Annotated in this window: 19 protein-coding genes; 14 read left to right on the top strand and 5 right to left on the bottom strand. The window is 65.0% G+C overall.

Annotated features, from left to right (window positions below; genetic code table 11):
* Positions 1-27 precede the first annotated feature (27 nt).
* The 5 genes from K1X71_09060 (at position 28) to K1X71_09040 (ending at position 5,058) form a co-directional block, all read left to right on the top strand.
* Positions 28-654 carry a CatB-related O-acetyltransferase gene (locus K1X71_09060; protein MBX7073284.1) on the top strand — a complete coding sequence of 209 codons (627 nt, stop codon included), beginning with the start codon at positions 28-30 and terminating at the stop codon, positions 652-654.
* Positions 655-786: 132 nt separating this feature from the next.
* A complete protein-coding gene (locus K1X71_09055; GenBank protein ID MBX7073283.1) occupies positions 787-1,722 on the top strand; it encodes a zinc ABC transporter substrate-binding protein in 936 nt (311 codons plus the stop codon).
* A 65-nt stretch (positions 1,723-1,787) separates the two neighbouring features.
* Positions 1,788-2,570 carry a metal ABC transporter ATP-binding protein gene (locus K1X71_09050; protein MBX7073282.1) on the top strand — a complete coding sequence of 261 codons (783 nt, stop codon included), beginning with the start codon at positions 1,788-1,790 and terminating at the stop codon, positions 2,568-2,570.
* Complete coding sequence (locus K1X71_09045; GenBank protein ID MBX7073281.1) at positions 2,567-3,760, top strand: metal ABC transporter permease; 1,194 nt, start codon at positions 2,567-2,569, stop codon at positions 3,758-3,760. The genes K1X71_09050 and K1X71_09045 overlap by 4 nt, the downstream gene beginning before the upstream one ends.
* Complete coding sequence (locus tag K1X71_09040; protein MBX7073280.1) at positions 3,757-5,058, top strand: metal ABC transporter permease; 1,302 nt, start codon at positions 3,757-3,759, stop codon at positions 5,056-5,058. The genes K1X71_09045 and K1X71_09040 overlap by 4 nt, the downstream gene beginning before the upstream one ends.
* A 284-nt stretch (positions 5,059-5,342) precedes the next feature.
* Here the strand turns inward: K1X71_09040 and K1X71_09035 are convergent, their stop codons facing one another.
* The 3 genes from K1X71_09035 to K1X71_09025 all read right to left on the bottom strand — a co-directional run bounded on the left by K1X71_09035 (position 5,343) and on the right by K1X71_09025 (position 8,455).
* Positions 5,343-6,581: an insulinase family protein gene (locus K1X71_09035; GenBank protein MBX7073279.1), complete on the bottom strand. Its 1,239-nt coding sequence runs from the start codon at positions 6,579-6,581 to the stop codon at positions 5,343-5,345.
* Positions 6,556-7,809 (bottom strand): insulinase family protein, encoded by a 1,254-nt coding sequence (locus K1X71_09030; GenBank protein ID MBX7073278.1) that lies wholly within the window; start codon positions 7,807-7,809, stop codon positions 6,556-6,558. Before K1X71_09030 ends, K1X71_09035 begins: the two co-directional genes overlap by 26 nt.
* 94 nt (positions 7,810-7,903) lie before the next feature.
* Positions 7,904-8,455, bottom strand: coding sequence for a GNAT family N-acetyltransferase (locus tag K1X71_09025; protein ID MBX7073277.1), 552 nt, complete (start codon positions 8,453-8,455; stop codon positions 7,904-7,906).
* Between the two features lie 628 nt (positions 8,456-9,083).
* Here K1X71_09025 and K1X71_09020 point away from each other — a divergent pair.
* The 8 genes from K1X71_09020 (at position 9,084) to K1X71_08985 (ending at position 18,553) form a co-directional block, all read left to right on the top strand.
* Positions 9,084-10,886, top strand: a complete 1,803-nt coding sequence (locus K1X71_09020) for a HEAT repeat domain-containing protein (protein ID MBX7073276.1) — start codon at positions 9,084-9,086, stop codon at positions 10,884-10,886.
* A 284-nt stretch (positions 10,887-11,170) separates the two neighbouring features.
* Entirely contained in the window at positions 11,171-12,223 is a 1,053-nt protein-coding gene (locus K1X71_09015; protein ID MBX7073275.1) for a hypothetical protein, read from the top strand.
* Positions 12,224-12,264: 41 nt separating this feature from the next.
* Positions 12,265-13,407: a hypothetical protein gene (locus K1X71_09010; GenBank protein MBX7073274.1), complete on the top strand. Its 1,143-nt coding sequence runs from the start codon at positions 12,265-12,267 to the stop codon at positions 13,405-13,407.
* Between the two features lie 81 nt (positions 13,408-13,488).
* Positions 13,489-15,213, top strand: coding sequence for an acyl-CoA dehydrogenase family protein (locus K1X71_09005; protein MBX7073273.1), 1,725 nt, complete (start codon positions 13,489-13,491; stop codon positions 15,211-15,213).
* Positions 15,214-15,234: 21 nt separating this feature from the next.
* Complete coding sequence (locus K1X71_09000) at positions 15,235-16,104, top strand: fumarylacetoacetate hydrolase family protein (protein MBX7073272.1); 870 nt, start codon at positions 15,235-15,237, stop codon at positions 16,102-16,104.
* A 113-nt stretch (positions 16,105-16,217) separates the two neighbouring features.
* Positions 16,218-16,727, top strand: coding sequence for a VanZ family protein (locus K1X71_08995; GenBank protein ID MBX7073271.1), 510 nt, complete (start codon positions 16,218-16,220; stop codon positions 16,725-16,727).
* 36 nt (positions 16,728-16,763) lie between these two features.
* Positions 16,764-17,168, top strand: a complete 405-nt coding sequence (locus K1X71_08990; protein ID MBX7073270.1) for a hypothetical protein — start codon at positions 16,764-16,766, stop codon at positions 17,166-17,168.
* Between the two features lie 101 nt (positions 17,169-17,269).
* Complete coding sequence (locus K1X71_08985; GenBank protein ID MBX7073269.1) at positions 17,270-18,553, top strand: nucleoside permease; 1,284 nt, start codon at positions 17,270-17,272, stop codon at positions 18,551-18,553.
* Positions 18,554-18,569: 16 nt separating this feature from the next.
* Here the strand turns inward: K1X71_08985 and K1X71_08980 are convergent, their stop codons facing one another.
* Complete coding sequence (locus K1X71_08980) at positions 18,570-20,045, bottom strand: DUF1501 domain-containing protein (protein ID MBX7073268.1); 1,476 nt, start codon at positions 20,043-20,045, stop codon at positions 18,570-18,572.
* Positions 20,023-23,127, bottom strand: coding sequence for a PSD1 and planctomycete cytochrome C domain-containing protein (locus tag K1X71_08975; GenBank protein ID MBX7073267.1), 3,105 nt, complete (start codon positions 23,125-23,127; stop codon positions 20,023-20,025). The genes K1X71_08980 and K1X71_08975 overlap by 23 nt, the downstream gene beginning before the upstream one ends.
* Before the next feature lie 187 nt (positions 23,128-23,314).
* Here K1X71_08975 and K1X71_08970 point away from each other — a divergent pair, with 187 nt between their 5' ends.
* Positions 23,315-24,253 carry a sugar phosphate isomerase/epimerase gene (locus tag K1X71_08970; GenBank protein ID MBX7073266.1) on the top strand — a complete coding sequence of 313 codons (939 nt, stop codon included), beginning with the start codon at positions 23,315-23,317 and terminating at the stop codon, positions 24,251-24,253.
* Positions 24,254-24,552 lie beyond the last annotated feature (299 nt).

Raw genomic sequence — 24,552 nt, 5'->3', positions numbered from 1 at the left:
GCCACGCCTTCAACACGAGCGCACTCAATGTCGTCCATCTCTCCACCAGCAGCCCCACCCTTGATGCAGCCGCCACAGCAGTGGCGCGGTGGCGTGCGGATGTATCGCGAGCCGCTGATCACGCCGCAGCTAGAAATCGGCCAGTTCACCTATCATGGCGACGACCTTAAATACAAGACCTGGGCGCCCGGCGAAAAAATCATCATCGGCGCCTTCTGCTCGATCGCGCACGGCGTGTCGATCAACGTCGGCGGCGGCCACGGCCCCGAACTCGTCTCGACCTTTCCCTTTGACTACTTCTTTCTCAACCGCCCCAAGCCGCATCGCACCTATCGCACCACGCCCCACACCGTGATCGGCAGCGACGTCTGGATCGGCGCCTCCGCCACCATCCTAAGCGGCGTGCAAATCGGCTCGGGCGCCATCATCGGCAGTTGCGCGGTCGTCGCCAGCGACGTCGCCCCCTATAGCATTGTGGCCGGCAACCCGGCGCGCCCCATCCGCTGCCGCTTCGAGTCCCCCGTGGTCGAACGCCTGCTACGCATCGAGTGGTGGAATTGGGACGAAGCCACAATTCGCTCCCGGATCGAATGGTTCTATCGCCCCATCGCCGATTTTCTCGCCGAGTTCGATCGGCCCCAGGCCGCCGCCTGACTCGCTCGGCGGGCACACGATCCCTCCCACCCCTCTCGCGCAAGAATTCGCGCTTGGCATGCGCCGACAGAACAGCTATGATTTTGTCGTGCCAAAATAAACGTTTAGGTCAGTCAAAATCGAAAGCGCTCCATGCGACGCGCACTGCCCCTGCTTGGGTTACTGCTTGGACTTCTTCTGTCGGGCTGCGCCAAGGACGCTAGCCACTACAGCGAGTCCGCCACCTACCAAGGCGCCGGACCCATTCGCGCCCTCTGCACCACCGGCATGGTGGCCGACATCGTACGCAACATCGGTGGCGACGCCGTCGCCGTCGATCAACTCATGGGCGCTGGCGTCGATCCGCATCTCTACAAAGCCTCGACCGGAGACGTCGAGCGCCTGAGCTCCGCCGACGTGATCTTCTATTCCGGCCTGCATCTCGAGGGCAAACTGGCCGAACTCTTCGATCGTATGGCCCATTCCAAGCGCGTCGTTGCCGTCGCTGATGGAATTCCCGCCGACCGGCTGCTCCCGGTCGCGGGCGGCCTTTACGACCCGCATGTGTGGTTCGATGTATCGCTCTGGCGGCTCGCCGCAGAGCACGCTCGCGACGAGCTAGCCCGCTTCGATCCCCCGCGCGCCGCCGAATATCGCCAACGCGCCGAGGCGTATCTGCGGAGCCTCGACGAACTAGATCAGTATGTGCGCGCCCGCGTCGCCGAACTGCCCGAGTCGCACCGCGTGCTCGTCACCGCGCACGACGCCTTTCATTACTTTGGTCGCGCTTATGGCCTGGAACTGAAACCAATCCAAGGGGTCAGCACCGACGCCGAAGCCGGTGTGCGCGAAATCAACGAACTAGTCCGCTACCTCGTCGATCACAAGATCAAGGCCGTGTTCGTCGAAACTAGCGTGAGCGAGCGCAATATCCGCGCGCTCGTCGAAGGTTGCGCCGCCTCGGACCACGAAGTAAAGATTGGCGGCGAGCTGTTTTCCGACGCCATGGGCAAGGCCGGCACGCCCGAGGGTACCTATGTCGGCATGGTACGGCATAATGTGGACACGATTGTCGCGGCGTTAAAATGAAAGCCCTTCGTCAGCACGCCCCGCCCGGGCCGCGGCGCCAGCCACAGCCTCCCCCCGCCATCAACATGCCTGCCTCGCAGCCACAACCACCGGTGATCGAAGTCCACGATATGACCGTGGCCTATCACCGCAAGCCCGTGCTGTGGGACATTGATCTCGTCATCGACCAGCCGCGTCTGGTCGGCATCGTCGGTCCCAATGGCGCCGGCAAGAGCACGCTCATCAAGGCCATCTTGGGGCTCGCTCCCTTGGCCAGCGGCTACGTGCGCATCCGTGGCGCCGCGGTCAGCGCCGAGCGCCGACAGATCGGATACGTGCCGCAGCGCGAGAGCGTCGATTGGGACTTTCCTGTCACCGCCATCGATGTCGTGCTAATGGGCACTTACGGCCGCTTGGGCTGGTTCCGTCGTCCCGGCAAGGCGCAGCGCCAACTGGCGCTTCAGTGCCTCGATCAGGTCGGCATGGCCGACTTCGCCACGCGGCAGATTGGCCAACTCTCCGGTGGACAGCAGCAGCGCGTCTTTCTGGCCCGCGCCCTGGCGCAGCAGGCCGACATTTATTTCATGGACGAGCCCATGGCGGGCGTCGACGCCGCCACCGAGCAGGTCATCTTTTCACTGCTTCAGCAGTTGCGCGCGCAAAACAAAACCGTGCTCGTCGTGCATCACGACCTGCGCACCGTGGCGCGCTATTACGAATATCTCATTCTGCTCAACATGGGACTTGTCGCCAGCGGCCCGGTCGATCAAGTCTTCACGCCAGAAAACTTGCAGCGCGCCTACGGCGGCAGACTCGCGGTGCTCGACGACGCCGCCGAGGCCATTCGCGCCCGAGAACGCAGCCCGTGATCAGCTACAACACCACCATCGTCCTGCTCGGCGCCAGTCTGCTCGGCGCTAGCGCCGGGCTGGTCGGCAGCTTCGCCGTGCTCCGCCGCCGCTCGCTGATGGGAGACGCGCTGGCCCATGCCGCGCTCCCCGGCCTGTGTATCGCGTTCCTCATCGTCGGCGGCCGCAACCTGCCGGCAATGCAACTGGGCGCGTTCGCCACCGGCGTCGCCGGCGTGTTGATTGTCGCCGGCCTGCGCCGCTACACCCGCATCAAAGAAGACGCCGCCATCGGCATCGTGCTCTCGGTCTTCTTCGGGCTCGGCATCGTGCTGGTGCGGCTGATTCAAAATCAAACCACCACCGGCAGCAAGGCCGGCCTTGACTCGTACATCTACGGCAAAACGGCCGGCATGATCGCCAGCGACGTTTATTTCATCGCCGGCGTCTCGGTCGTCTGCCTGCTCACGATCGCGCTCTTGTTCAAAGAGTTTCGCGTCGTCTCGTTCGATCCCGGTTTTGCCCACGTGCAGGGCCTGCCCACCTTCGCGCTAGACACCCTCCTCATGGCGCTCATCTCGCTGACCGTCGTGATCGGCCTGCCAGCCGTCGGCGTGGTGCTGGTGGCGGCGCTCTTGATTTTGCCCGCCGCCGCGGCCCGCTTTTGGACCGATCGCCTCGGCCGCATGGTCCTCTTGGCTAGCGCGCTTGGCTGGCTCATTGGCGCCGTCGGCGCGGCGCTCAGCGCGCGCTACAGTGGGCTGCCGACTGGCCCGGTCATTGTGCTTGTCGGCGCCGCGGTCTTCTTGTTCTCGGTGCTGCTGGCGCCGCGCCGCGGTTTTGTCGCCCGCGCACTGCGCCGGCAGTCGCTGCGGCGTCGCGTTGCCGATCAACAATTGCTCGAAAATCTCGCCCCGGCCGTCAATCGTGCGCTCGATCTTCCCCCCCTCTCGCCCGCTCAGCAGCGCCGCGCTCTGGGACAAGGTTGGATCGAGCAAGCCGCCGGTCGCCTGCGCCTCGCCGCGCCCGGCGCCCAGGCCGCCCAACAGGCCGCCCGCCGCAATGCCGCCTGGCGGATGCTCCTGCGCGACTATCCCGACCAGATTCCCGGCCTGTTCGATCTCGACTTCGACGAGGCCCGCCAAAACCTCACCCCCGATCTACGCGCGCAGCTAGAGCGCCGCCTCCTGCTTGCCGGAGCCGCGCCATGAACGACGCTTGGTTTGGCCTCTCCGAGTCGATCCTCTGGACAATCCTCGTCGCCGGCATCTCCAACACCTCCTGCGCGCTGCTCGGCTGCTACCTCGTGCTCCGCCGCCTCAGCCTGCTCGGCGACGCCATCAGCCACGCCGTCCTGCCGGGCATCGTGCTCGCCTATCTGCTCACCGGCACGCTCGGCGCCGTGCCGATCATGATCGGCGCCGCCCTGTTTGGCGTCCTCACCACGCTGCTGACTGCCACACTTCGCGATCAAGGCAGCGTGCCAGAAGACGCCGGCATGGGCGTCGTCTTCACCTCGCTCTTTGCGCTTGGCGTCATCCTGCTCACCACCTTCGCGCACGATGTGCATCTCGATGTCGATTGCGTGCTCTATGGCCTCTTGGAGTTCATTCCGCTAGACACCGTCAGCTTCGCCGGCTGGGAGATTCCGCGGGCACTCGGCGGCATGGCGCTCACGCTCTTGTTGGTGCTGATCTTCGTCTTCGCCCTCTGGAAAGAGCTTAAGTTGGTATCGTTCGACGATTCCCTGGCCACCGCCATGGGCTTTAGCGCGACCGGTCTGCACTATTTTTTGATGTCGATGGTGGCCATCGTTACTGTCACTTCGTTCGAGGCGGTTGGTTCCATCCTGGTGATCGCCATGCTGATCGTGCCCGCCGCCACCGCGCAGTTGCTCACCGATCGTCTGCGCTCGATGCTCATTGGCGCCGTGCTGGTCGGTTGGATCGCCGCCATTGGCGGCGCCTTGGCGGCCACCTGGCTCAACACCAGCGTCGCGGGCATGATGGCCGTGGTCGCCGGCCTCCAGTTCGCGCTGGCCGTGTTCTTCGCGCCCCGCTATGGATTGGTCAGCCGCGCGCTGCACACGCTTTCGCTGACATTGCGTATCTATGGCGAAGACGTTTTGGCCACCCTCTACCGCCAGGAAGAAGAACGAGCCTCAGACGCCGAACCTGTCGCCGTGCCGGTCTGGGAAATCAGCGCGGCCGGTCGCGGGCCGAGCGCTTGGCTGGTGGCGCCACGCCTTTGGTGGCGCGGCGACGTCCGCCCCGTTCCACACGGCCGACTCGCGCTCACCGAGAGCGGCCGGCAGAAAGCGCAGTCGCTCGTCCGCGCCCATCGCCTCTGGGAGGCCTACATCGGCAGTCATTTCGAGTTGCCGCTCGATCACCTGCACGCGCCCGCCGAACGCTGGGAACACTACGTCGGCCCCGCGCTACAAGCGCAAATGGCCGACGAACTGGCCCAGCCCGGCAGCGATCCCCACGGCCGCTCCATCCCCGAATAGTGGGCAGGCTTTCTCCGCAACCCACGCCCCATCTCCCGGCAGGTAGGCTCACCTGCTCTCAACTCGCCGCGCGGCGTGTGCCATTTGTCCATGTGCCATTGGCTCCGCCAGTGGGAAGCAGCTAACGAATCTCCATCCGCGCGGCTCCTTCTCTTCCGCCTCGCCCCCACGCAGCGAAGCGCAGTAGGCGCCAGAGGCAGCGGTCGCAGACCGCGGTGAGGGGGTCTTCCGCTTACCTCCCCCCTCCGCGTTTCTGCGGTTCGACTTCCTTCCACGGCGCCCGACTACTGCGGCTCGTCCACCGTTGCCAGCGGTCCCACCGCCATCGTCATATTGCGAGTGAGTGGATAGCGCTTCAAGATCGAAGCCAAATCATCGAGCCGCACAGCGTCGATCGCGTTCAGGTCGTCGCGCACCGTCACATAGCGGTGGCGATGCAGCCAATTCATGCCGACCGAAAACAATCGCGATCGCGGCCGCTCGCTCCCTAGCACCACGCGCGACTTCATCTTGCGCTTCGCCTGCTCCAGTTCGCCCGCGCGAAAACCCTCCCCCTCCGCCTGACGATACACCTTGAGGATCGTCGCGAGATTGTCCGCCACGTTCTCCGGCGTCGTGGATAGGTACGTGAGATAGATCCCCGCGCCGTCGTACTCGTAATGCGACAAACTCACGCTCTCGGCCAATCCCGGATCGACCAGTTCCCAATAGAGTCGGCTCCCCGTGTCATCCCCCAAAATGCTGGCCAACAACTTGGCCGCGTAACGCTCGTCGTCGAGCGAACCCGGCGCGTCGGCAAGTTGCAGCACATACTCCTGCGTCGCCTGGGGCTTGTGCAGGCAGCGGAACCCCGCCTCGGGCAAGGGACGATCTACCTGGCGGTCGGCCTTCATCGGTTGCCAGCCGCCGCAATAGCGTTCGGCCGACGCCACCAGCGCGTCGAAGTCGATCTTCCCCGCCGCGACCAGCGTGATGTTGCTCGGGCAGTATTGGCGCTCGAAATAGGCCCGCATCGCCTCGACCGGCAGCGCTTCGATGCTCGCGACGCTCCCCAGCACGCTATGGCTCAAGGGATGCCGCCCAAAGAATGCGGCGCGGCATTTGTCGTCGGCGCCGTAGGGAGGCTGGTCGTCGTACATCTTGATTTCTTCGATGATCACCTGCTTTTCGGTGTCGAAATCGTCGGGCCGCAGCGACGGCCGCATGATGTCGCCCAACAGGCCCACCGACCGATCGACAAACTCCGGCAAGATGGCCGCATAGTAAACCGTGTTCTCCTCGCTGGTGAAGGCGTTGTAGTGCGCGCCCATCTCGTCGAATTCGCGGTTCACGTCTTCCGCCGTGCGCGTCGGCGTCCCCTTGAACACCATGTGCTCCAGAAAGTGGCTCACGCCCGCCAAATCCTCGGTCTCGTCGCGCGCGCCGGTGCGCACAAAGTAGCCGACAGACGACGAGTAGGCGTCGGCGCTCGTCTCGGCGATGATTTCCAGTCCGTTCTTAAGCGCGTGCTGATGAAACACGATCGGGCGTCTCCAATGGGCGCGGGCCGAGAGTGACAATGGTGAAGTCGCGCGGCGGATGCGCCGCCAGATATTCGTTAATCGATGCGCACGACAAATCGTCGACCAATTGCCCCAGTTCGGCCAGCGTGCGCACCTGCCCCAGGTGATACCAGTCGCGCGCCACGGCGCCGCTGCGGGCAGAACTCGACTCTTGCTGCATGATGAGCGAGCTTTTGATCCGCGCCTTCAAGCGTTCCAACTCGCGCTCCTGCACCCCGTCGGCCAGTCGCGCCAGTTCGGCCAGCATCACGTCGAGCGTTTCTTGCGCGCGCTCGGCGCTGGTGCCGGCGTAGCTGATCACCGCGCCCCGATCTCGCAAGGTGTAATAGCTGGCGTACACGCTGTAGCACAGGCCGCGCTTCTCGCGCACCTCGGTGAAGTAGCGCGAGCTCATGCCCCCCGACAGCGCCCCCACCGCGCCCCAGGCCTGAAAATACCGCGGATCGCGATACGGCACGCTGGCGTACGCAATGCCGATCTGCGTTTGATTCGTGTCCAAATGCACATGCGCCGACTGCTCGCCGCGCGGCCCCTCGCTCGGCAAGGGTTCATCGCGCGCCGGCCAATCACCCAGCAGCGCGCCCACATGATCGCGCAGCGCCGGCCAGTCGAAACGCCCCGCGACCCCCAAGATCGTGCCGTTGGGCCGAAAGTAGCGGCGGTGGAAGGCGCCGATGTCGGCGATGTCGATCGCTTCCAGCCCCGCCTGATCCCCAGTGTTCGCGCGGCCCCACGGCGCGTGAAAGTGACGCCGCCGCAATTCGACCATCAACTTGTGGTGCGGATCGTCCTCCACCGCCTGCAGTTCTTGCAGCATCACCTGGCGCCCCGCCTCAATCTGCTCGGCCGGCAGGTGCGGGCGGCGAATCACGTCGGCGTAGATGGCCAGCGCGTCAAACAGATTCTCGCCCACCGTCGCGCCGCTGAAACTGGTGTGCGCGTCGCTCACCGACTCCCCGCGTTCCACACCAAGGCAATCGAGCGCGTCCACAAACTGTCGGCTGTCGCGGTCGCCGGCGCCGCGCAACAACATCTCGCAGTTAAAACCCGACAATCCCGACCGATCGGCCGGTTCATAGATGCAACCCGCCGGCACAAGCAGCGTGAACGCCGCGCTCTCCAGCCAACTCATCTCCTCGGCCACCAGCGCCAGGCCGTTGTCGTACTGGTGGGAATATTGTTTTGACATCAGGCTTCCTGGGTCTTGATCTAGCGGGCCACCGGCGGCGCGAACTGTCAGAATCGCCGTCCGCACAACCCTTTTGCGGCGCGCGTGCCGCTCATCAGGTGTACGCCACTTCCACCGCTTTGAAGACGGTTCGCGCTTTGCGAAATCCAAGTCGGCGATACAAGCGAATCGCCCCGTCGTTCTGCGCGGTCACCTCCAGAAACGCCCGCTGCAGGCCCGACCGTCGAAATCCGTCGAGCGCTTGCAGCAGCAGCGCCGAGCCTAGCCCCAGGCCGCGGTGCTGTGGCACGATGCCGAGGTTCTGGATCGCGCCCTGCCCCGATCGATCGCGGATGCCTTGCACCGTGCCGCACGCGCGCGAGGCCGCGCCCGGCCGGTCGTGCACCACCAGCCAGGTGGCCGCCGGCAGAAACCCCTCTTTGCGACTGATCTCTTGCATCAAGCGTTGGCACCCTTCCGACTCGCCCAGACAGGGAAACACGTTGGCGTCGATCTCGCTGTGGAAGCTGCGGTACTTGGTGTCGGCGTGCAGCGCCAACAGCGATGGATCCCAGCCGACAAAGCGATAGCCCGGCGGCAACTCCGGCGCGGGTGCGCGCCGGAGGTCGATCTCCATGCGATAACGCTTGAAATAGGTCAGAACCATAGGTTCGTTCGCAGACTCACCGGAAGGCCGCGCGACCAGCCGAAACAGCGTCGAGCACGCCCATTCCCAGCGCTGCTCGAATCGTAGCCGGGTGGTTGGAGAGGGTCAACTTATCGGGTTGCGCAGGACGTGAGGACCATGCCGGCAGGGCGCCGCCAGCGCCCGGCGGGGCCGGGCCGCCACTAGCTAGAATCGGCGGTCCAGCGCCCCCCGGCGCGGCGATTCATCGCCAATTGACACAGCCGTCAAGGGCGTTAGCAACCGCTGGCAAGGCGCGTACTGGCGGCTGGCAAGTACGGGTATATTGAGCGACTGAGCCGCTTACAGCGCGTACTCACCGGATGAACAAGCATGTGGCCCAGACGACACGATCAACACGACGCGGATGGGTGGTGCGCCGTCTGTTCATTGACCGCGACTTGGCCAAGATGCGCGGCGGTTGAATTGGCCGTGCATTTTTTGTCCTCGTTTTTTTCGCGCTTTTTTCTTTGCCTCCGCTGCCGAACTGCGGTATCCCTAAACCTTGACGCCACGGTATTCGGAACCCCGTGGCGCAAGGAACCTGTGGGACCCCAAGCGGCCCGTCGCGCCGCCCGTCCCAATTCAACTTGAGAACAGGAGGGCTGTCATGCGCGCGCCGCTGTGGGCATTTTTGGTGGTTGGTGTGGTGAGCGTCATTCCAGCGCGGCCTCTCTGGGCCGACGGCAGCTTGTTCGACGCGCCCCAGAAGTCGCCCCCCCTCATCGACGAGCGGGCCGACGACGCCGTGGCCGCCTCGCGCGATCTGGTGCAACAAGCGCTCGAGTGCGAACTGGCCGGCGACGACCAGGGCCGCCGACTCTATCTCGAAGAAGCGCTCGAACTCGACCCCAACAACGCGCTGGCGCATTGGCAATTGGGGCACCTGCAAATTGACCGTAAATGGCTGACTCTCGAACAGGCCACGGCCGATCCGCCCAAGGGGCGGCGACTCGAGCAGTACCGCAACGAGCGCTCCCGCGCCGGCAACCAGGCCAGCGATCAATTCGCGCTGGCCGAGGCGTGCCGCCGCGCCGGCCTGCTGGACGAGGCCCGCGCCCACTTGCGCGCGGCGCTCGCCAGCGATCCGCAATTGGCGTTCGACGCCAGCGCCTACGAGTTGGCGCCCTATCGCGGCGAGTGGCTCACCCGCGACGAACTTCGGGCGCGCGAGCGCCAAGCCGCCGAGCGGCGCCGCGCGGGCTACAAGTGGCGCAAGCCGATCGCCCGCATCCGGCAGCATCTTGACGACAACGACGAGCAAGACCGCCAGCAGGCCGAGGAAGAATTGGCCAACATCGACGATCCCAACGCCGCCGGCGTGATTGACGAACTCCTCTTGTCCAGTCCCGACGAGCAAACCGCGCTCGCCGGCGTCGATGCGCTCGAGCGCATCGAGGGGCAAGACGCCGCCGACGCGTTGGCCCTCGGCTCCCTGGACAGCCCCTCCGACGCAGTGCGGCAATCGGCCGCCGAGGCGCTGCGCGGTCGCTCGGTCTATAGCTACGCGCCGCAGATGTTGGCCTCGCTAGAGTCCCCCATCGAGGCCCGTTTCAGCTCCATCGCCCAGCCCGGCGCCACCACCTATCGCCTGACATTGCGCCGCGAAGGCCCCATGACCGATCTGGTCTTCAACCGTAGCGTCAACCTGATGCAGGCCAATGTGCCGGGCGCCATGCCCACCGACGACGATCGCCCCTCGCGCGAGCGCGAGCAACTGGCCCGCGACGCCGATCGCGCCGAGCGCCGCATCGTCGCCTTCAACGTGGCGGCCAACCAGCGCAACAATCGGGTCCGCAGCGCCCTGCGCACCGCGGCCGATGCCGATGGCACAACGCCCCGCGAACTATGGCAATGGTGGTACGACACCAACGACATCTACTATCCGCCGCAAGCGCTGGTCGAAACCGTCAATTCCACGGTGGCGCTGACCGAAACGCCGCAGTCACCGCTCATCGTTGAGTGCTTCATTGCCGGCACCAAGGTCTGGACCGCCACCGGCCCGGTGGCCATCGAAACCATCGCCATTGGCGATCGCGTCCTGAGCCAGGATGTGGAAACCGGCGAACTCGCCCTGCGCCCGGTGCTCTCCACCTCGGTGCGCCCCGCGACGCAACTGCTCAAGCTCTCTGTCGATGGCGAAACCTTCGTCGTGACGCGTGGGCACCCCTTGTGGGTGGTGGGTCACGGCTGGCGCATGGCCCACGAGTGCGCGGTGGGCGACCGGCTGCGCACGCTCGATGGCACGGTGACCATCGAAGCGATCGATCAGGGCCCCAAAGCCCAGGCCTATAACTTTGTCGTCGCGCAGATGAACAGTTACTTCGTCGGCGAGGCCAAACTGCTGGCGCACGACAATTCGCTGCGGCGCCCCATCGCCCTGGCGCTGCCGGGCTTGGCGCAGGCCAAGTAAGCTGCGCCGACTGGACGCTTTGCCCGCTTATGAGAACCGCCGCAAACTGGTGGATCTCGATCTGGCCGCCCGAGGTGGTCGAGCTTGACCCCTCTGGCGGCGTCTGATATTCCCCTGCGCGGCCACGGTTGCGTAGCAGGCTGCGCGCTTGCTGGCCGCACGTCTCATGGGCTTGTCAACCAGCGATATCGGAAGCGGCTCCACTGGCTCGGTCGTCACGGTTCATCTCACTACTGTTCGCGGCGCTGGCGCTGGCGGCGACTCCCGCCGTTGCGCAGCGCATCGTGTTTCCGTCGGGCGTCAACGACCCGGCCGGAACCCTGGTCACCCCTGCGCCGCCGATCACGTCGCCGGCTTACCCCGCGCCCACCTTCACCACGCCCGCGCCCACCTACACGCCCCCGCCGATCCCCACGTTGCCGTCATTCGATCCCTATGCCGCGCCGGCGGCGCAGCCCGCGCCCTTCTTTCCGCAAAGCGCGGCCGCGCAACCCGGCGTCATGCGCTCCGACGGCATCTTCATCCCCAGCGTCCGCTTCTTGGAGCAGATTCGCTTCGAGGGCGAATGGATCGCCCGCAATGGTCTGGGCGGGCTGGGCATCACCAGCATGGACCTGAACGCGTCGTTCACGCTGCCGATCTTCGCGCGGCAACCGCCGTTCTATGTCACGCCCGGTTTTGGAGTGCATTTCTGGGACGGTCCCGACACTGGCTTCTATAGCTGGTTTCCGCCGCAAAGCCGCCCCGATTTGCCGCCGCGCACCTTCGACGCTTATCTCGACATCGCCTGGCGCCCCGTCATCACGCCGTGGCTCAGCGGCGATCTCGGCTTTCGCGTCGGTGTCTACTCCGACTTCAACTACGTCAACAACGACAGCATCCGCTTGCCCAGCCGAGGACTCGGCATCGTCACCCTCAATCCGCGCTGGCAGGTGGCGGCCGGCGCCGTGTATCTCGACCGCTTCGGCGTCAAGATCTTGCCGGCGGGCGGCGCCATCTGGACACCGCGTCCCGATGTGCGCTGGGAAATTTTGTTTCCGCGACCCAAGCTCGCGCAGCGCGTTTACACCTTGCGCAGCACCGATCTCTGGGGCTACGTCGCAGGCGAGTATGGCGGCGGCGCGTGGACCATCGAGCGCGTCAACGGCGCGCACGACTCGTTCGACTACAACGACTTTCGCGTGCTGCTCGGCATGGAAACGCGCGGCGCCTCGCGCATGCGCGGTTGGTTCGAGGTCGGCTTTGTGTGGAATCGCAGCCTGCAATACTACCGCACCCAAACACCCGGCATTGGCCCCTACGACACCGTCATGCTCCGCGGCGGTCTGATTTATTAGCGGCAATCGCATGCTGTTGGCGCCGCCAACGCTAGGCCCTTGTGACCACCCTTCCATCCAATTCTGGCCTCCGACTCGCCGCTTGGTGCGCCGGTCTGCTCGTTGCGCTGGCGCGCCTCGCGCCGGCTCAGCCAGCGCCCGCCGAGGTCAACCCCTTTTCCGTACAGATCGCGGCGCCGGCGGCCATGCGTCCCGCCGCGGACAACTGGCTCGACGCCCGCGCCCTGCCGTATTGGACGCCCCCTCCGCGCGGCCTGCCACCCACCGCCGACGCTCGTCCCGCCGCCTACTACGACCCTACCACCGAAAATCGCGATCTGATCGTCGTCCCTCCCCCCATCCGCCCCTTGCCCCCGGTGTCAGAAGAGGGCGACGTGAACACCTGCGCGCCGCCGCAGTTCGGCGCCCCCAAGGAAGGAGTCTTCCAGCAACTCAGCTTCACCAAGACGGTGCTGCTTGGTGGCGCCGGCGACAACATCAGCTTTCTCGATTTCGCCCTGAAGTCGACCTTTGGGTTTCCCCTGCCCACGCGCGACGCCCCCTTGCTGGTGTCGCCGGGCTTCACCGCGCACCTCTTGGATGGCCCCACCAGCACCGACCTGCCCGGCCATCTCTTTGAAACCTTCGTCGAGTTCCGTCACCTGCGGCGGATCAACTCGGCGCTGGCCATCGACCTTGCCTTCCTCCCCGGCATCTTTGGCGACTACGCGTTCATCAACAGCACCACTTGGCGCTATCAGGGCCGAGGCGCCGTCGTCTTCACTTGCAACCCGGCCTTGCAACTCGTGGCGGGCATCGCCTATATCGATCGCGAGAACATCCGCTATCTCCCCATCGCCGGGCTGATCTGGGTTCCCAACGACAAGTGGCGCATCGAGGCCATCGCGCCGCGGCCGCGCATCGCCCACCAATTTGCCGGCGGTTCGCGCCGCCAATGGTGGAGCTATCTGGCGGGCGAGTTCGGCGGCAACTCGTACAGCATCCTGCGCGCCACCGGCGAGCAAGACGTCGCCACTTATCAAGACCTGCGGATGTTGGTCGGCATCGAACGCAAGACCGTCAAAGGGCACAATATCTCCTGGGAAGCCGGCTACGTCTTTGCCCGACACTTGGAGTACAAGAGCGGCACGCCGTCTCTCAACCCGGGCGAAACGGTGCTGCTCCGCGCCAGCACAGTCTATTAGCCGCTCTGTGGCCGGCGCGCTTTTCTTGAATCGCTCAAAATGCGAGAATCGTGCCTATCCAACATCCCAGGCGCGACACCCATGTCCAACTACTTTCAAGATCCCCCCCGGCTGACGAATCAATTTCTGGCCGATCGCCTGCTGCGCGACTACCTGTCGCGGCATCTGCCCGAAGATGTCCATGCCGAAGTCGAGCCCGACCTGACACGCCTCGGAGAGCGCGTCGTCGGCGATATCGCCGCCTGGGGCGCCGACGCCGAGGCGCAAGAACCGCGGTTGGAGTCGTTCGATCCCTGGGGGCGCCGCATCGATCGCATCGACACCGCCCGCGGCTGGCGCGAGCTGGATCGCATTTCCGCCGAAGAAGGCATGGTCGCCATTGGCTACGAGCGCCGCCAAGGACCGCTGTCGCGGCTGTATCAATTCGCCAAGCTCTACTTGTTCAATCCGTCGTCCGCCATCTATACCTGTCCGCTGGCCATGACCGATGGCGCCGCGCGGCTCATCGAAGTCCACGGCGACGAATTCCTGCGCGCCGGCGCCTATCAGCGGCTGACCAGCCGCGACCCCGAGCAGTTCTGGACCGCCGGCCAATGGATGACCGAGCGCGCCGGCGGCTCCGACGTCGGCCAAAGCGAAACCGTCGCGCGCCGTGTGGGCGATGCCTACCGCCTCTACGGCGACAAATGGTTCACCTCCGCCACTACCTCGCAAATGGCCTTCACGCTCGCGCGAATCGAAGACGACGCAGGACGTTCCACCCCCGGTAGCCGTGGGCTCAGCCTGTTCTATCTCGAAACGCGCGACGCCGCTGGTCGCTTGAACGCCATCGAGATTCACCGCCTCAAAGACAAGCTGGGCACCCGCGCGTTGCCAACGGCCGAGCTCAGTCTGCGCGGCACGCCCGCTCGGCTGGTCGGACAGGCCAATCGCGGCGTGCCGCAGATCACGGCGCTGGTGAACGTCACACGGATATACAACACGGTGTGCGCCGTTTCCGGCATGCGCCGCGCCGTGGCGCTGGCCCGCGACTTTGCCGCCCGCCGCGAGGCCTTTGGACGCCCGCTGGCCGAACAGCCGCTGCATGCCGAGACGTTGGCCGATTTGGAACTGGAGTTTCAAGCCGGTTTCCACCTCGGCTTTCATGTGGTGCGGCTGCTGGGTCTGGATGAATGCGGCGCGGCCACGCCCGAAGAGAGCGCCGAACTGCGCCTGCTCACCCCGCTGGCCAAGCTCTACACCGGCAAGCAAGCGGCGGCGGTCGCCAGCGAAACCCTCGAAGCCTTTGGCGGCGCCGGCTACATCGAGAACACTGGCATTCCCAAGCTGCTGCGCGACGCGCAGGTCCTTTCGATCTGGGAAGGCACCACCAATGTCCTCAGCCTCGACGCGCTGCGCGCGATCGAGAAAGACGAAGCCCTGCCTCCCGTGCTCGACGCGATCCAGCGCCGCCAATGCGATGTGCGACTCGCGGAATGCGCGCCCTTGGCCGACGCCATCGACGCCGCAACCGCCCAGATTCGCGCTTGGCTGCCCGAGGCGCTCAACGACAGCGTCGCCAGCCTGCAAACCGGAGCGCGCGGCTTCGCGTTTGCGCTGGCGCGCACCTACATTGCCTCTTTGTTGCTCGATCATGCCCAATGGGAGCTAGAGACGCTCGGCAGCCGCCGCGGTTTGGTCGTCGCGCGGCGCTGGTGCGCCAAGAATCTGGCGCCTTTGGTCCATGCCGATGCGTCGCACCGCGCCGAGAGCCAGGCCTTGGCCACCGACGGCGATCTGGCCGCCCAGCCGCAACCCGTTCATTAAATTTTCGCACAGACAGGCGATATGCAGCTCATCAAGGCGCACGACCAGACCGGCCAGACCGTGATCGGATATGTCGCCGGGGCAGAAGTTCATCAACTCGATGTCGGTTTCAACCGCTATCGCGCCCTGGCCGACCTGCTGCACGCCCCAGACCTCGCCGCCAGCGTGGCTGAACTCGTTCGCCAGTCGCCGCGCGCCTGGCCGTTGGCCGAACTCAAACTGTTGCCGCCGATCGATCGGCAGGAAGTCTGGGCCGCAGGCGTCACGTATCGCCGCAGCAAGATCGCGCGAATGGAAGAATCAGTCGGCGCGGCCCAGTTCTACGATCAGGTGTACGCCGCCGATCGGCCGGAACTGTTTTTCAAGGCCACGCCTCATCGCGTGGTGGGGCACGATGCGCCGGTGCGCATCCGCCGTGACGCGCGCTGGAACGTGCCCGAGCCAGAACTGGCGCTGGTCGTCAATCCGCGCGGCGCGATCGTCGGCTACACGATCGGCAACGACATGAGCTCGCGCGACATCGAAGGCGAGAATCCGCTCTATCTGCCGCAAGCCAAGGTGTACGACGCCTGCTGCGCGCTCGGCCCCGGCATTGTCCTGGCCGACGCCGAACACACGTTCGACGATGCGGCCATCGAGCTGGTGATCCAGCGCCATGGCGCCGTCGTCTTTTCCGGCCAGGCCAACACCAATCAACTGGCCCGCGGCTACGCCGATCTGGTCGGCTGGCTCACGCGCGAATGCAGCTTTCCCGAAGGGGCGATTCTGCTCACCGGCGCCGGCATTGTGCCCGGGGATGATTTCACGCTCGCGGCTGGCGACCAGATCGAAATTACCATCGCCGGGATTGGCACGCTGCGCAACACCGTGACTCGCGCCGACGACTGCTAGCACGCGAAAAATCGACGCCACAGGCGCCGAATACGCCGCCGGGCCCTGTCGGCGCGGCGTGACCTATGCTTCAATAACCTGTCGCAGGGGAATTCACTACTCCGAAGCTCTACATGTCGACTACCGCCGCCGCGCTCGAACTGGACCACGCCGCTACCGATCCGGTGTTGCAGATTGCCCGCGCCTCGCGCCGCCGACTGGCCATTGGGGTCGTCGCCGTCTATGCCAGCATGCTGATCCTCGGCACGCATTGGCCGCGCCTGCACCTGCCGCAATTGCCGACCTTCTTTTCGCTTGACAAGGTGCTGCATTTTTCTGGCTACGGCATGCTGACCTTGCTGTTGCTTTCGCTGCCGACCGGCATCTTCCGCCGCCCCGAAGGGGGCTACCGCTCCCCCGCCTGGCTGGCCGCGGCCTGCATCTTTTTGGCGGTCGCCTGCGTCTCGTTTCTCGACGAGGTGACCCAACCGTTGGTCTCGCGCGACATGGACGCGGTCGATTGGGCCTGCGATGTCAGCGGTTCGCTCACCGCGCTGATCTTGGTCGCCGGCGCGATCGCGATCGGTTCGCTATCGGCCAACCGCTCGGCGACGATCCAACCCAAGTCGCATGTGGTAGATTAGGCGTAGACGCGTCTAACCTGACGGGCGTGCATTGCGATGAGCACAGACTCCAATCTCAACGCCGATGAATCGCCGCGTCCCGCCGCGCTTGACGAACAGCCGGCCCCGCCACGGACGGTCGCGCCCGACGACGAGTCGCATGCGCTGAAGTTCGAACCTTCCCCAGACGATGCCGACGAATCCGACGCCGCGTTCGACCTGGGCGATCTGGAAAAGACCCACTCGCCCTTGGCGGCCTCGGTCTTGACCTCGAATCTGGGGCAAAGTCGACCCGCCGCCAACTCCGACTCCACGGCGCCTCATCCCTGGCTGCGACCACTGGCCCGCCTGGCGGGGCATCTGGTCTTTGCGCTGTTGGGACTGGTGATCGGCTACATCGTGCTCTGCCTCATCAATCCGCGCGGCAACTTCTTGCAGCTTCCGCTCCCCGGCCTGCGCTAACTCGCCATCGCCAAAGTTTTGCGGCTTTTGTCGCTGCGCGCGGCTTCGTAGAATGGCGGCCTTGTTTTCGCAGCCGACTTGGTTCGCCCCGCGAGGCCCGCATGTCCTTTTCCAAAGATCCCAACTCCGCCGACGCCAATCCTTATTCCAACCCGGTAAGCGCGCCAGAGGTCGGCGTGCGGCCGCTGCCCGTCACCGTGCGTACCCATTTGTCGGTGATGATGTTCTTGCAGTACTTCGTGTGGGGTTGCTGGTGGGTGACGCTCGGCACCTACCTGAACAAAACACTCCAGTTCTCTGGTCAACAAGTCGGCTTGGCCTACGGCACGGCGGCGCTGGCGGCGATGATCGCCCCCTTCTTTGTCGGCATGGTCGCCGATCGCTTTTTCGCCACGCAACGCATTCTGGCGGTGTTGCATCTGGTCGGCGCCGTCATTCTGCTGGCCGTGTCGCAGGTGCAGCAGTTTCCGCTCGTGTATATCGCGCTTTTGGCCTATTACCTGTGCTACATGCCGACGCTGGCGCTCACCAATTCGCTCTCGTTCCATCACATGAGCGACCCGGCCAAGCAGTTTCCCGGCATTCGCGTGCTCGGCACGATTGGCTGGATCGCCGCGGGCCTCTTGATTGGTCGCATGCAGATCGAGGCGCAGAATCTGCCAATTCAAATCGCCGCCGCCGGCTCCGTACTGCTCGGGCTGTATTGTCTGGTGCTGCCCAATACGCCACCGTCAAACCCCGATGGACAAGTCACTTGGCGCGCCGTGCTTGGCCTCGACGCCTTGAGCCTCATGCGCCGTTGGCCCTTTGCGGTGTTTGTGGTCGGGTCGTTTCTGATCTGCATTCCCTTGCAGTTCTACTACACCTGGACCAATCCCTTCCTCAACGAGGTCGGCGTCGCCGAGCCAGCCGCCAAAATGACCTACGGACAAATGTCCGAAATCTTCTTCATGTTGGTCATGCCGCTGTTTTTCGCGCGGCTCGGTGTCAAATACATGCTGCTGACCGGCATGGCCTGTTGGGCCGCCCGCTATGTGTTCTTTGCCTTTGGTAACGCCAATAGCGGCATGCCGCTGTTGTACGCCGGCATCATCTTGCACGGCATCTGCTACGACTTCTTCTTCGTCACCGGGCAAATCTATGTCGATCGCGAGGCCAATAGCAACATCCGGGCCGCCGCGCAAGGCTTCATCGCCTTTGTCACCCTGGGGTTGGGCGGCTTCATCGGAACCTATATTTCTGGCTGGGTCGTCGACCACTACACCTCGGCCGACAGCGTGCATAACTGGCAGGCCATCTGGCTAGTGCCCGCTGCGGGCGCCGCCGTGGTGATGGTGCTCTTCGCGCTATTGTTCCACGACCACGGCGATCGCGGCAAAGCCTGATCGCCGCGCCAGTCGCCTAACTCACCACATCATGCACTACGCGGCCGGCCACATCGGTCAGGCGGAAGTCGCGGCCGCTGTAGCGATACGTCAGCCGCTCGTGATCGATGCCCAATAAGTGCAAGATCGTGGCGTGCAAATCGTTCACGCTCACTCGGTTGTCAACCGCCTTGTGGCCAATCTCGTCGGTGGCGCCGTACCGCGCGCCCCCCTTAGCGCCGCCCCCCGCCAGCCACGCGGTGAAGGCGTGCGGATTATGGTCGCGCCCCGTGCTCCCCTTCTGCGCGATCGGCAAGCGGCCAAACTCGCCGCACCAGATCACCAGCGTCGAATCCAATAGCCCTCGGGCCTTGAGGTCGGTCAATAGCCCGGCGATTGGCTGATCGGTCTCCCCCGCGAAGCCGCGATGATTCTGCGCGATGTTGGTGTGCCCGTCCCAGCTTCGCTCGTTCTCCATGCCCCCCGAATAGATCTGCACAAACCGCACCCCGCGCTCCACCAACCGCCGCGCGGTCAGCACCTGCCGGGCAAAATGTTTGCACTTCGGGTTGTCCAGCCCGTACAGGCTTTTGATGTTTTCTGGCTCGCTGTCGATGTCGAGCGCCTCGGGCGCCGCGATCTGCATGCGGTACGCCAGTTCAAAACTCTCGATCCGCGCGGCCAGTTCGGCGTCGGCCGGGTTCTCCGCCAGGTGCCGCTGGTTGAGTTGCTGCACGTAGTCGATCTGCGCGCGCTGCTGCGCGTCGGTCATCGTGTCGCGGCGATACAGGTTGTTGATCGGCGCCCCTTGCGCGTTGAGCGCCGATCCCTGAAACACCCCCGGCAAAAAACCCGCGCCCCAGTTCTGCGCGTGCCCCTTCGGCAACCCGCGCCCCAGCGTGTCGTACATCACGACGAACGCGGGCAGGTTCTGGCTTTCGCTCCCCAGGCCATAGGTCACCCACGCCCCCACGCACGGAAAGCCCATCCGGCTCATGCCCGTGTTGATCTGAAACAGCGCCGGCGAGTGATTGTTCGTCTCCGTGTAGCAGGAGTAGAGCAGCGCCATGTCGTCCACATGTTGGGCCATGCCGGGAAAAATCTCCGAGACCCACGTCCCCGACTCCCCATGCTGCGCGAACTGGAAAGGCGACTTCATCAGCGGCCCCACCTGATCGGTGAAGAAGCCGGTGTTCTTGTCAAAGCCTTCCAGTTCCTTGCCGTCGCGCTTTTCGAGTTCTGGCTTGTAGTCCCAGGTGTCAACTTGGCTGGGACCGCCATTCATGAACAGCCAGATGACGTTCTTGGCCTGGGCCGGAAAGTGCCCCGCGTGCGCTGCCAACGGATTGAGCGCCAACGGCGCGGCGGCCGCGCTCCCCAGCAGGCCCTGCTCCTGCAAGAGTCCGGCCAGCGCCAACATGCCGCACCCCGCGCCCGCCTTGGTCAGCAGTTCGCGGCGCGACAGCGGCCCCGGGTTCACAATAACGCGATCATTCGACATAGATAAACTCATTGGAACAAAATAGCGCTTGGCAAAAATCGGCCGTGGCCATCCGCCGCGGGTTGGTATGTCCCGTCGCGCGGTAACTCGCTTGCTGCGCCTCCAGAAACTTGACCGCGTCCCCCTGCTCGTCCGCCGTGGCGGGTCGCCCCAAGGTCCGCAGAAACGCGGCGTCGATGAGCGCGATCCAGTCGCTGGGATAATTTTGGTCGAGCGTCTCGGCCAGCGACGCTCCGCACTGCGCCAGGTGTTCGTTGTTCAGTAGCGCCAAGGCTTGCGGCGCCACGGTGGTCGCGCTCCGCACGGCGATCGGCGTCAGCGCCTCCGGCGCGTCGAACAGCGTCATCGTCGGAATCAATTGGCTGCGCTTCACAAAGAAGTAAATGCTCCGCCGCCGCTGCGCCTCGTCGAGCGTGCCCGGGCCAAACATCGTCGTGTCCAATCGCCCGCTGGCGGCCAGCATCGCGTCGCGGAGCGCTTCGGCCTCCAGCCGCTGCCGATTGCGCCGCCAGAGTAGCCGATTCTCCGGGTCGATCGCCGCGCGCGCGTCGTCGCTTGCCACGGTCTGCATGTAGGCGGCGCTGGTCATCATGAGCTTGTGCAGCGGCTTCAGCCGCCAACCGCCGCGCACCAGTTCGCCCGCCAGCCATTCCAGCAATTCCGGATGCGTCGGCCGCTCGCCTTGTTTTCCAAAGTCGCTCGGCGTGGCCGCGATGCCGCGGCCAAAATGGTGCTGCCACAGTCGATTGGCCATCACCCGCGCCGCCAGCGCGCCGGCGCCCTGCTCGGTGTCGGTGATCCATCGCGCCAAGGCCGCCCGCCGATGCGCCGTGCGCGCGCCCGCCGGCGGCGCGACTTGCCAATGCCGCTCCGCGTCGGGCGCGGTGGTCAGCACCTGCAAAAACGCCGGCGTCGCCACCCCTTGCTTCTGGCTCAGGTCGCCGCGCTTGAGCAGGTACGTTTCTTCAAAGAAGTCCGCCCCTTGCGTGTGAAAGCGAATCGCCGGCAAGCCCTCGCTGGTGATCATCACCTTGGCCAGCGTCGGTCGCGGCGCCAGCCGCGCGTGCGTCTCGACGATCTCGTTGAGTCGCCGCCATTCCGCATCGGTCGGCCCAAACCAAGTAAGCAAACGCTGGCGATCCTCCGCGCTGCGCTGCGCCGCCGGCAGCGTCACAATGCGTTCGATCTCAACCGTCTCGGCCAGTGTGCCCGACTCGGCGCCAAAGGCGGGCGAACTCGCCGCGCTGCTGATTGCCACGCGCAGCCGCCCGATGCTGTGCCGCTGATTCGCCTCGAACTTGAGCGTTAGCGCCAAGCGCTCGCCGCTGGCAGGCGTGACCGGCGCTTCCAGATCGAACGCCGCCACATGGTTTTTGCCAAACTCAGGATCTACCGCCCAGCAAGATTTGGGGTCGTCGTCGATCGCGGCGGCGACTGGCAAGCCCGCCTGTTCAAAGTCGGCGCGCGGCCGCGTCAGCTTGACCGCGGTCGCCGTTGCGCTGGCGTCCGCCGGCACGATGGTCAGCCGCGCGTCGCACAATCCAAAGTTGCCGTTGTCGGCCCTGCCCGGCCCCGATTTTGGCAGCGATCCGTCGGCCAGCGCCTCGATGCGGATCGCCGTCACCGGTCCCAGCGCCGCGGAGAACTCCAACCGGTATTCATCCGTGTCGCTGTTCGTCCCCGAGGCCAGGTACGAGCCGTCGGCCTGCCTGGTGAAGGTCGCCCCTCCTTTTGACGTTAGCGCGCTCGGCGCCACGATCATCCAGGTCGGCCGCGCCGGCGCCACACCGCGCGCCAGCCAGGCGTCGAGCAACCCCGGCAACACATCGGCTTCGTACTTTGCGCGCGCGGCCACCAGCGGCGCGTGCTGCGCGTCGAACTCGGCCTGCGCCTGCCGCGTGCGTTCGGGTTCCAGATCCAACTCAATCTCGCTGCGCACCGTGGTGGTGAACGTCGCCAGCAGGTGGTAGTAGTCGCTGGTCGGGATCGGATCGAACTTGTGATCGTGACACCGAGCGCAGCCAATCGTCAGCCCCAGAAAGGCCGTGCCGGTGGTGTTCACCATGTCGTCCAGTTCGTCGTAGCGTTCCTTCTCCACCTGGTTGGCGGTGATCTGCGTGGCATGGGTGCCAGCGCCCAAAAAGCCCGTGGCCAACAGCGCCTGAGGATTGTCCGGCTCCAACTCGTCGCCCGCGATCTGCAACCGCACAAAGCGGTCGTACGCCATGTCGTCGTTCAAAGCGCGAATCACAAAGTCGCGATAGTGATACGCGTGCGGCCGATCATAATCCTGCTCGTAGCCGTGGCTCTCCGCGAACCGCGCCAAGTCGAGCCAGTGCCGCCCCCATCGCTCGCCATAGTGTCCGCTGGCGAGCAGTCGGTCGATCAACTTCTCGTAGGCCGCCGGATCGCGATCGGCCACAAACGCCTCGACTTCTTCCGCGCTCGGCGGCAAGCCGATCAAGTCGAGCGACGCGCGGCGGATCAGCGTGCGGCGATTGGCGATCGGGTTGGGCCGCAGCGCCTCCTCTTCCAGCTTGGCCAGCACAAAACGATCGACCACGTTGCGATGCCAGCCCGCCACCTCCGGCGGCGTCACCGTCGCCAGTGGCAAGAACGACCAATGCTGGCGGTCTTCGGCGGTGACTACGGCGCTCCCCTGCAGCGCTCCTTCCCCTTCGACCAGCGGTTTATCGTACGGCGCGCCCAAGTCGATCCAACGACCAATGGCGTCGATCGCCGTGTCAGGAAGTTGGTCCTGCTCAAACGGCATGGCGGGCTCTTCCGCATGCCGGATGAGCGACATCACCCAACTATCGGCCGCCTTGTCCGCCACCCCTGGCTCGCCAGACGCACCTCCTTTTAATAGCCCTTCGCGCGTGGAAAGGTTAAAGTCCCCCTCCACCTTCTTGCCGCCGTGGCAGTCGAGACAATGCTGGACCAATAGCCCCCGCACCTGCGACTTGAAAAGCTCTTGCCCCGCCGCCATCCGCTCGGCATGATCGGGCGCGACCGCCGCCGGTTCCTCTCCCTGCGCCGCTGCCAGACCAGCGCCGGCGGCAATTAACACGATCCATCCCAGGACAATCTTCATCGAGCGACTCCGGCCGGCGCGAACCTCGAGCATCGACCCGCCATTATCGCCCAGTCGCGACGGCCGCTCAACGCGCCCTGACGCGCGGCGCCAGCCCGCATGTTTGTGGCCGTTTCTGGCGGCTTCTATACTGGCCCGCTGCCACGCGCTACCGTTTCGCACTCTCCGCTTGCAAGGAACTTCGCTCATGTCACAACCACTTCCCCGCCGCGCGGTGCTCAAGGCGGCTGGCGTCGCCGCCGCTGCCGCTACCGGCGGACTGGAAATCGCCTCCCTAGGAAAATCGCTCATGGCCGCCGATCCCGCCGCGCCGCTGTTCAGAATCTCGCTGGCCGAGTGGTCGCTGCACAAGACGCTGTTTGGCCATAAGCTCGACCATCTCGATTTCGTCAAGGTCGCGCGCGAAGACTACGGCATCGAGGCGGTCGAGTACGTCAATCAGTTCTTCAAGACCAAGGCCAAAGATCAGTCGTATCTGACCGACATGAAGACCCGCGCCGACGACCTCGGCGTCAAGAGCCTGCTCATCATGATCGATGGCGAAGGCGCCCTCGGCGACAGCGACGAGAAGAAGCGACTCAAGGCGGTCGAAAACCATCACAAGTGGGTCGAGGCGGCCAAATTCCTCGGTTGCCACTCCATCCGCGTCAACGCCCATAGCGAAGGGAGCTTCGACGAGCAGCAAAAGCTTGCCGCCGATGGCCTACGACGTCTCTCGGAGTTCGCCGCCCCCCATGGCCTCAACGTGCTGGTGGAAAATCACGGCGGCCTGTCCTCCAACGGCAAATGGCTGGCCGGGGTCATGAAGCTGGTCGGCCTGCCCAACTGCGGCACCTTGCCCGACTTTGGCAACTTCCGCCTCAGCAAAGACGAGGAGTACGACCGCTACCAAGGCGTGGCCGAACTCATGCCGCTGGCCAAGGCGGTCAGCGCCAAGAGCCACGACTTCGACGCCGACGGCAACGAAACCCACACCGACTATAAGAAGATGATGCAGATCGTCCTCGACGCCGGGTACCACGGCTACGTCGGCATCGAGTACGAGGGGAGCAAGGCCCCCGAGCCAGAAGGGATCAAGCTGACCAAGGCCCTCCTCGAACGGGTACGGACCGAACTGGCCGGCTGACCCTCTATTCCTCCCCTTGACCATCCCAGGCCCTGCGAGATTCCTCGCGGGGCCTTTTCTTTTGGGGCGCAAAGCGCGGCTACGGCACCAATGGCTTGCCAGCACCGCGCAGCTTATCTGGTCGCTAGCGCTAGCGAGAAACTTTGTCGATTTTATGGACCGCGCGAGCTGGACACTTTTTTCAGTGCAACTCGACCACCTGCACAAAAAACAGGCAGGTCACTCGCTGCACGAATTCAGGCAGCCCTGCATCAAACCAAGGCACGCTGACGCCAATCGACCCTAACTGCTGTCATTGC

It is taken from the genome of Pirellulales bacterium, assembly GCA_019694455.1.
GTDB lineage: Bacteria > Planctomycetota > Planctomycetia > Pirellulales > JAEUIK01 > JAIBBY01.
The sequence above is the reverse complement of the archived record's forward strand: the minus strand, read 5'-3'. Positions and strand labels throughout refer to the sequence as shown.

Bases quoted from the DNA above. Each gene is read 5' to 3' on its own strand.
- K1X71_09060 (MBX7073284.1), top strand. From the start codon at position 28: ATGTCGTCCATCTCTCCACCAGCAGCCCCACCCTTGATGCAGCCGCCA.
- K1X71_09055 (MBX7073283.1), top strand. From the start codon at position 787: ATGCGACGCGCACTGCCCCTGCTTGGGTTACTGCTTGGACTTCTTCTG.
- K1X71_09050 (MBX7073282.1), top strand. From the start codon at position 1,788: ATGCCTGCCTCGCAGCCACAACCACCGGTGATCGAAGTCCACGATATG.
- K1X71_09040 (MBX7073280.1), top strand. From the start codon at position 3,757: ATGAACGACGCTTGGTTTGGCCTCTCCGAGTCGATCCTCTGGACAATC.
- K1X71_09030 (MBX7073278.1), bottom strand. From the start codon at position 7,809: ATGTCAAAACAATATTCCCACCAGTACGACAACGGCCTGGCGCTGGTG.
- K1X71_09025 (MBX7073277.1), bottom strand. From the start codon at position 8,455: ATGGTTCTGACCTATTTCAAGCGTTATCGCATGGAGATCGACCTCCGG.
- K1X71_09020 (MBX7073276.1), top strand. From the start codon at position 9,084: ATGCGCGCGCCGCTGTGGGCATTTTTGGTGGTTGGTGTGGTGAGCGTC.
- K1X71_09005 (MBX7073273.1), top strand. From the start codon at position 13,489: ATGTCCAACTACTTTCAAGATCCCCCCCGGCTGACGAATCAATTTCTG.
- K1X71_09000 (MBX7073272.1), top strand. From the start codon at position 15,235: ATGCAGCTCATCAAGGCGCACGACCAGACCGGCCAGACCGTGATCGGA.
- K1X71_08995 (MBX7073271.1), top strand. From the start codon at position 16,218: ATGTCGACTACCGCCGCCGCGCTCGAACTGGACCACGCCGCTACCGAT.
- K1X71_08990 (MBX7073270.1), top strand. From the start codon at position 16,764: ATGAGCACAGACTCCAATCTCAACGCCGATGAATCGCCGCGTCCCGCC.
- K1X71_08985 (MBX7073269.1), top strand. From the start codon at position 17,270: ATGTCCTTTTCCAAAGATCCCAACTCCGCCGACGCCAATCCTTATTCC.
- K1X71_08980 (MBX7073268.1), bottom strand. From the start codon at position 20,045: ATGAGTTTATCTATGTCGAATGATCGCGTTATTGTGAACCCGGGGCCG.
- K1X71_08975 (MBX7073267.1), bottom strand. From the start codon at position 23,127: ATGAAGATTGTCCTGGGATGGATCGTGTTAATTGCCGCCGGCGCTGGT.
- K1X71_08970 (MBX7073266.1), top strand. From the start codon at position 23,315: ATGTCACAACCACTTCCCCGCCGCGCGGTGCTCAAGGCGGCTGGCGTC.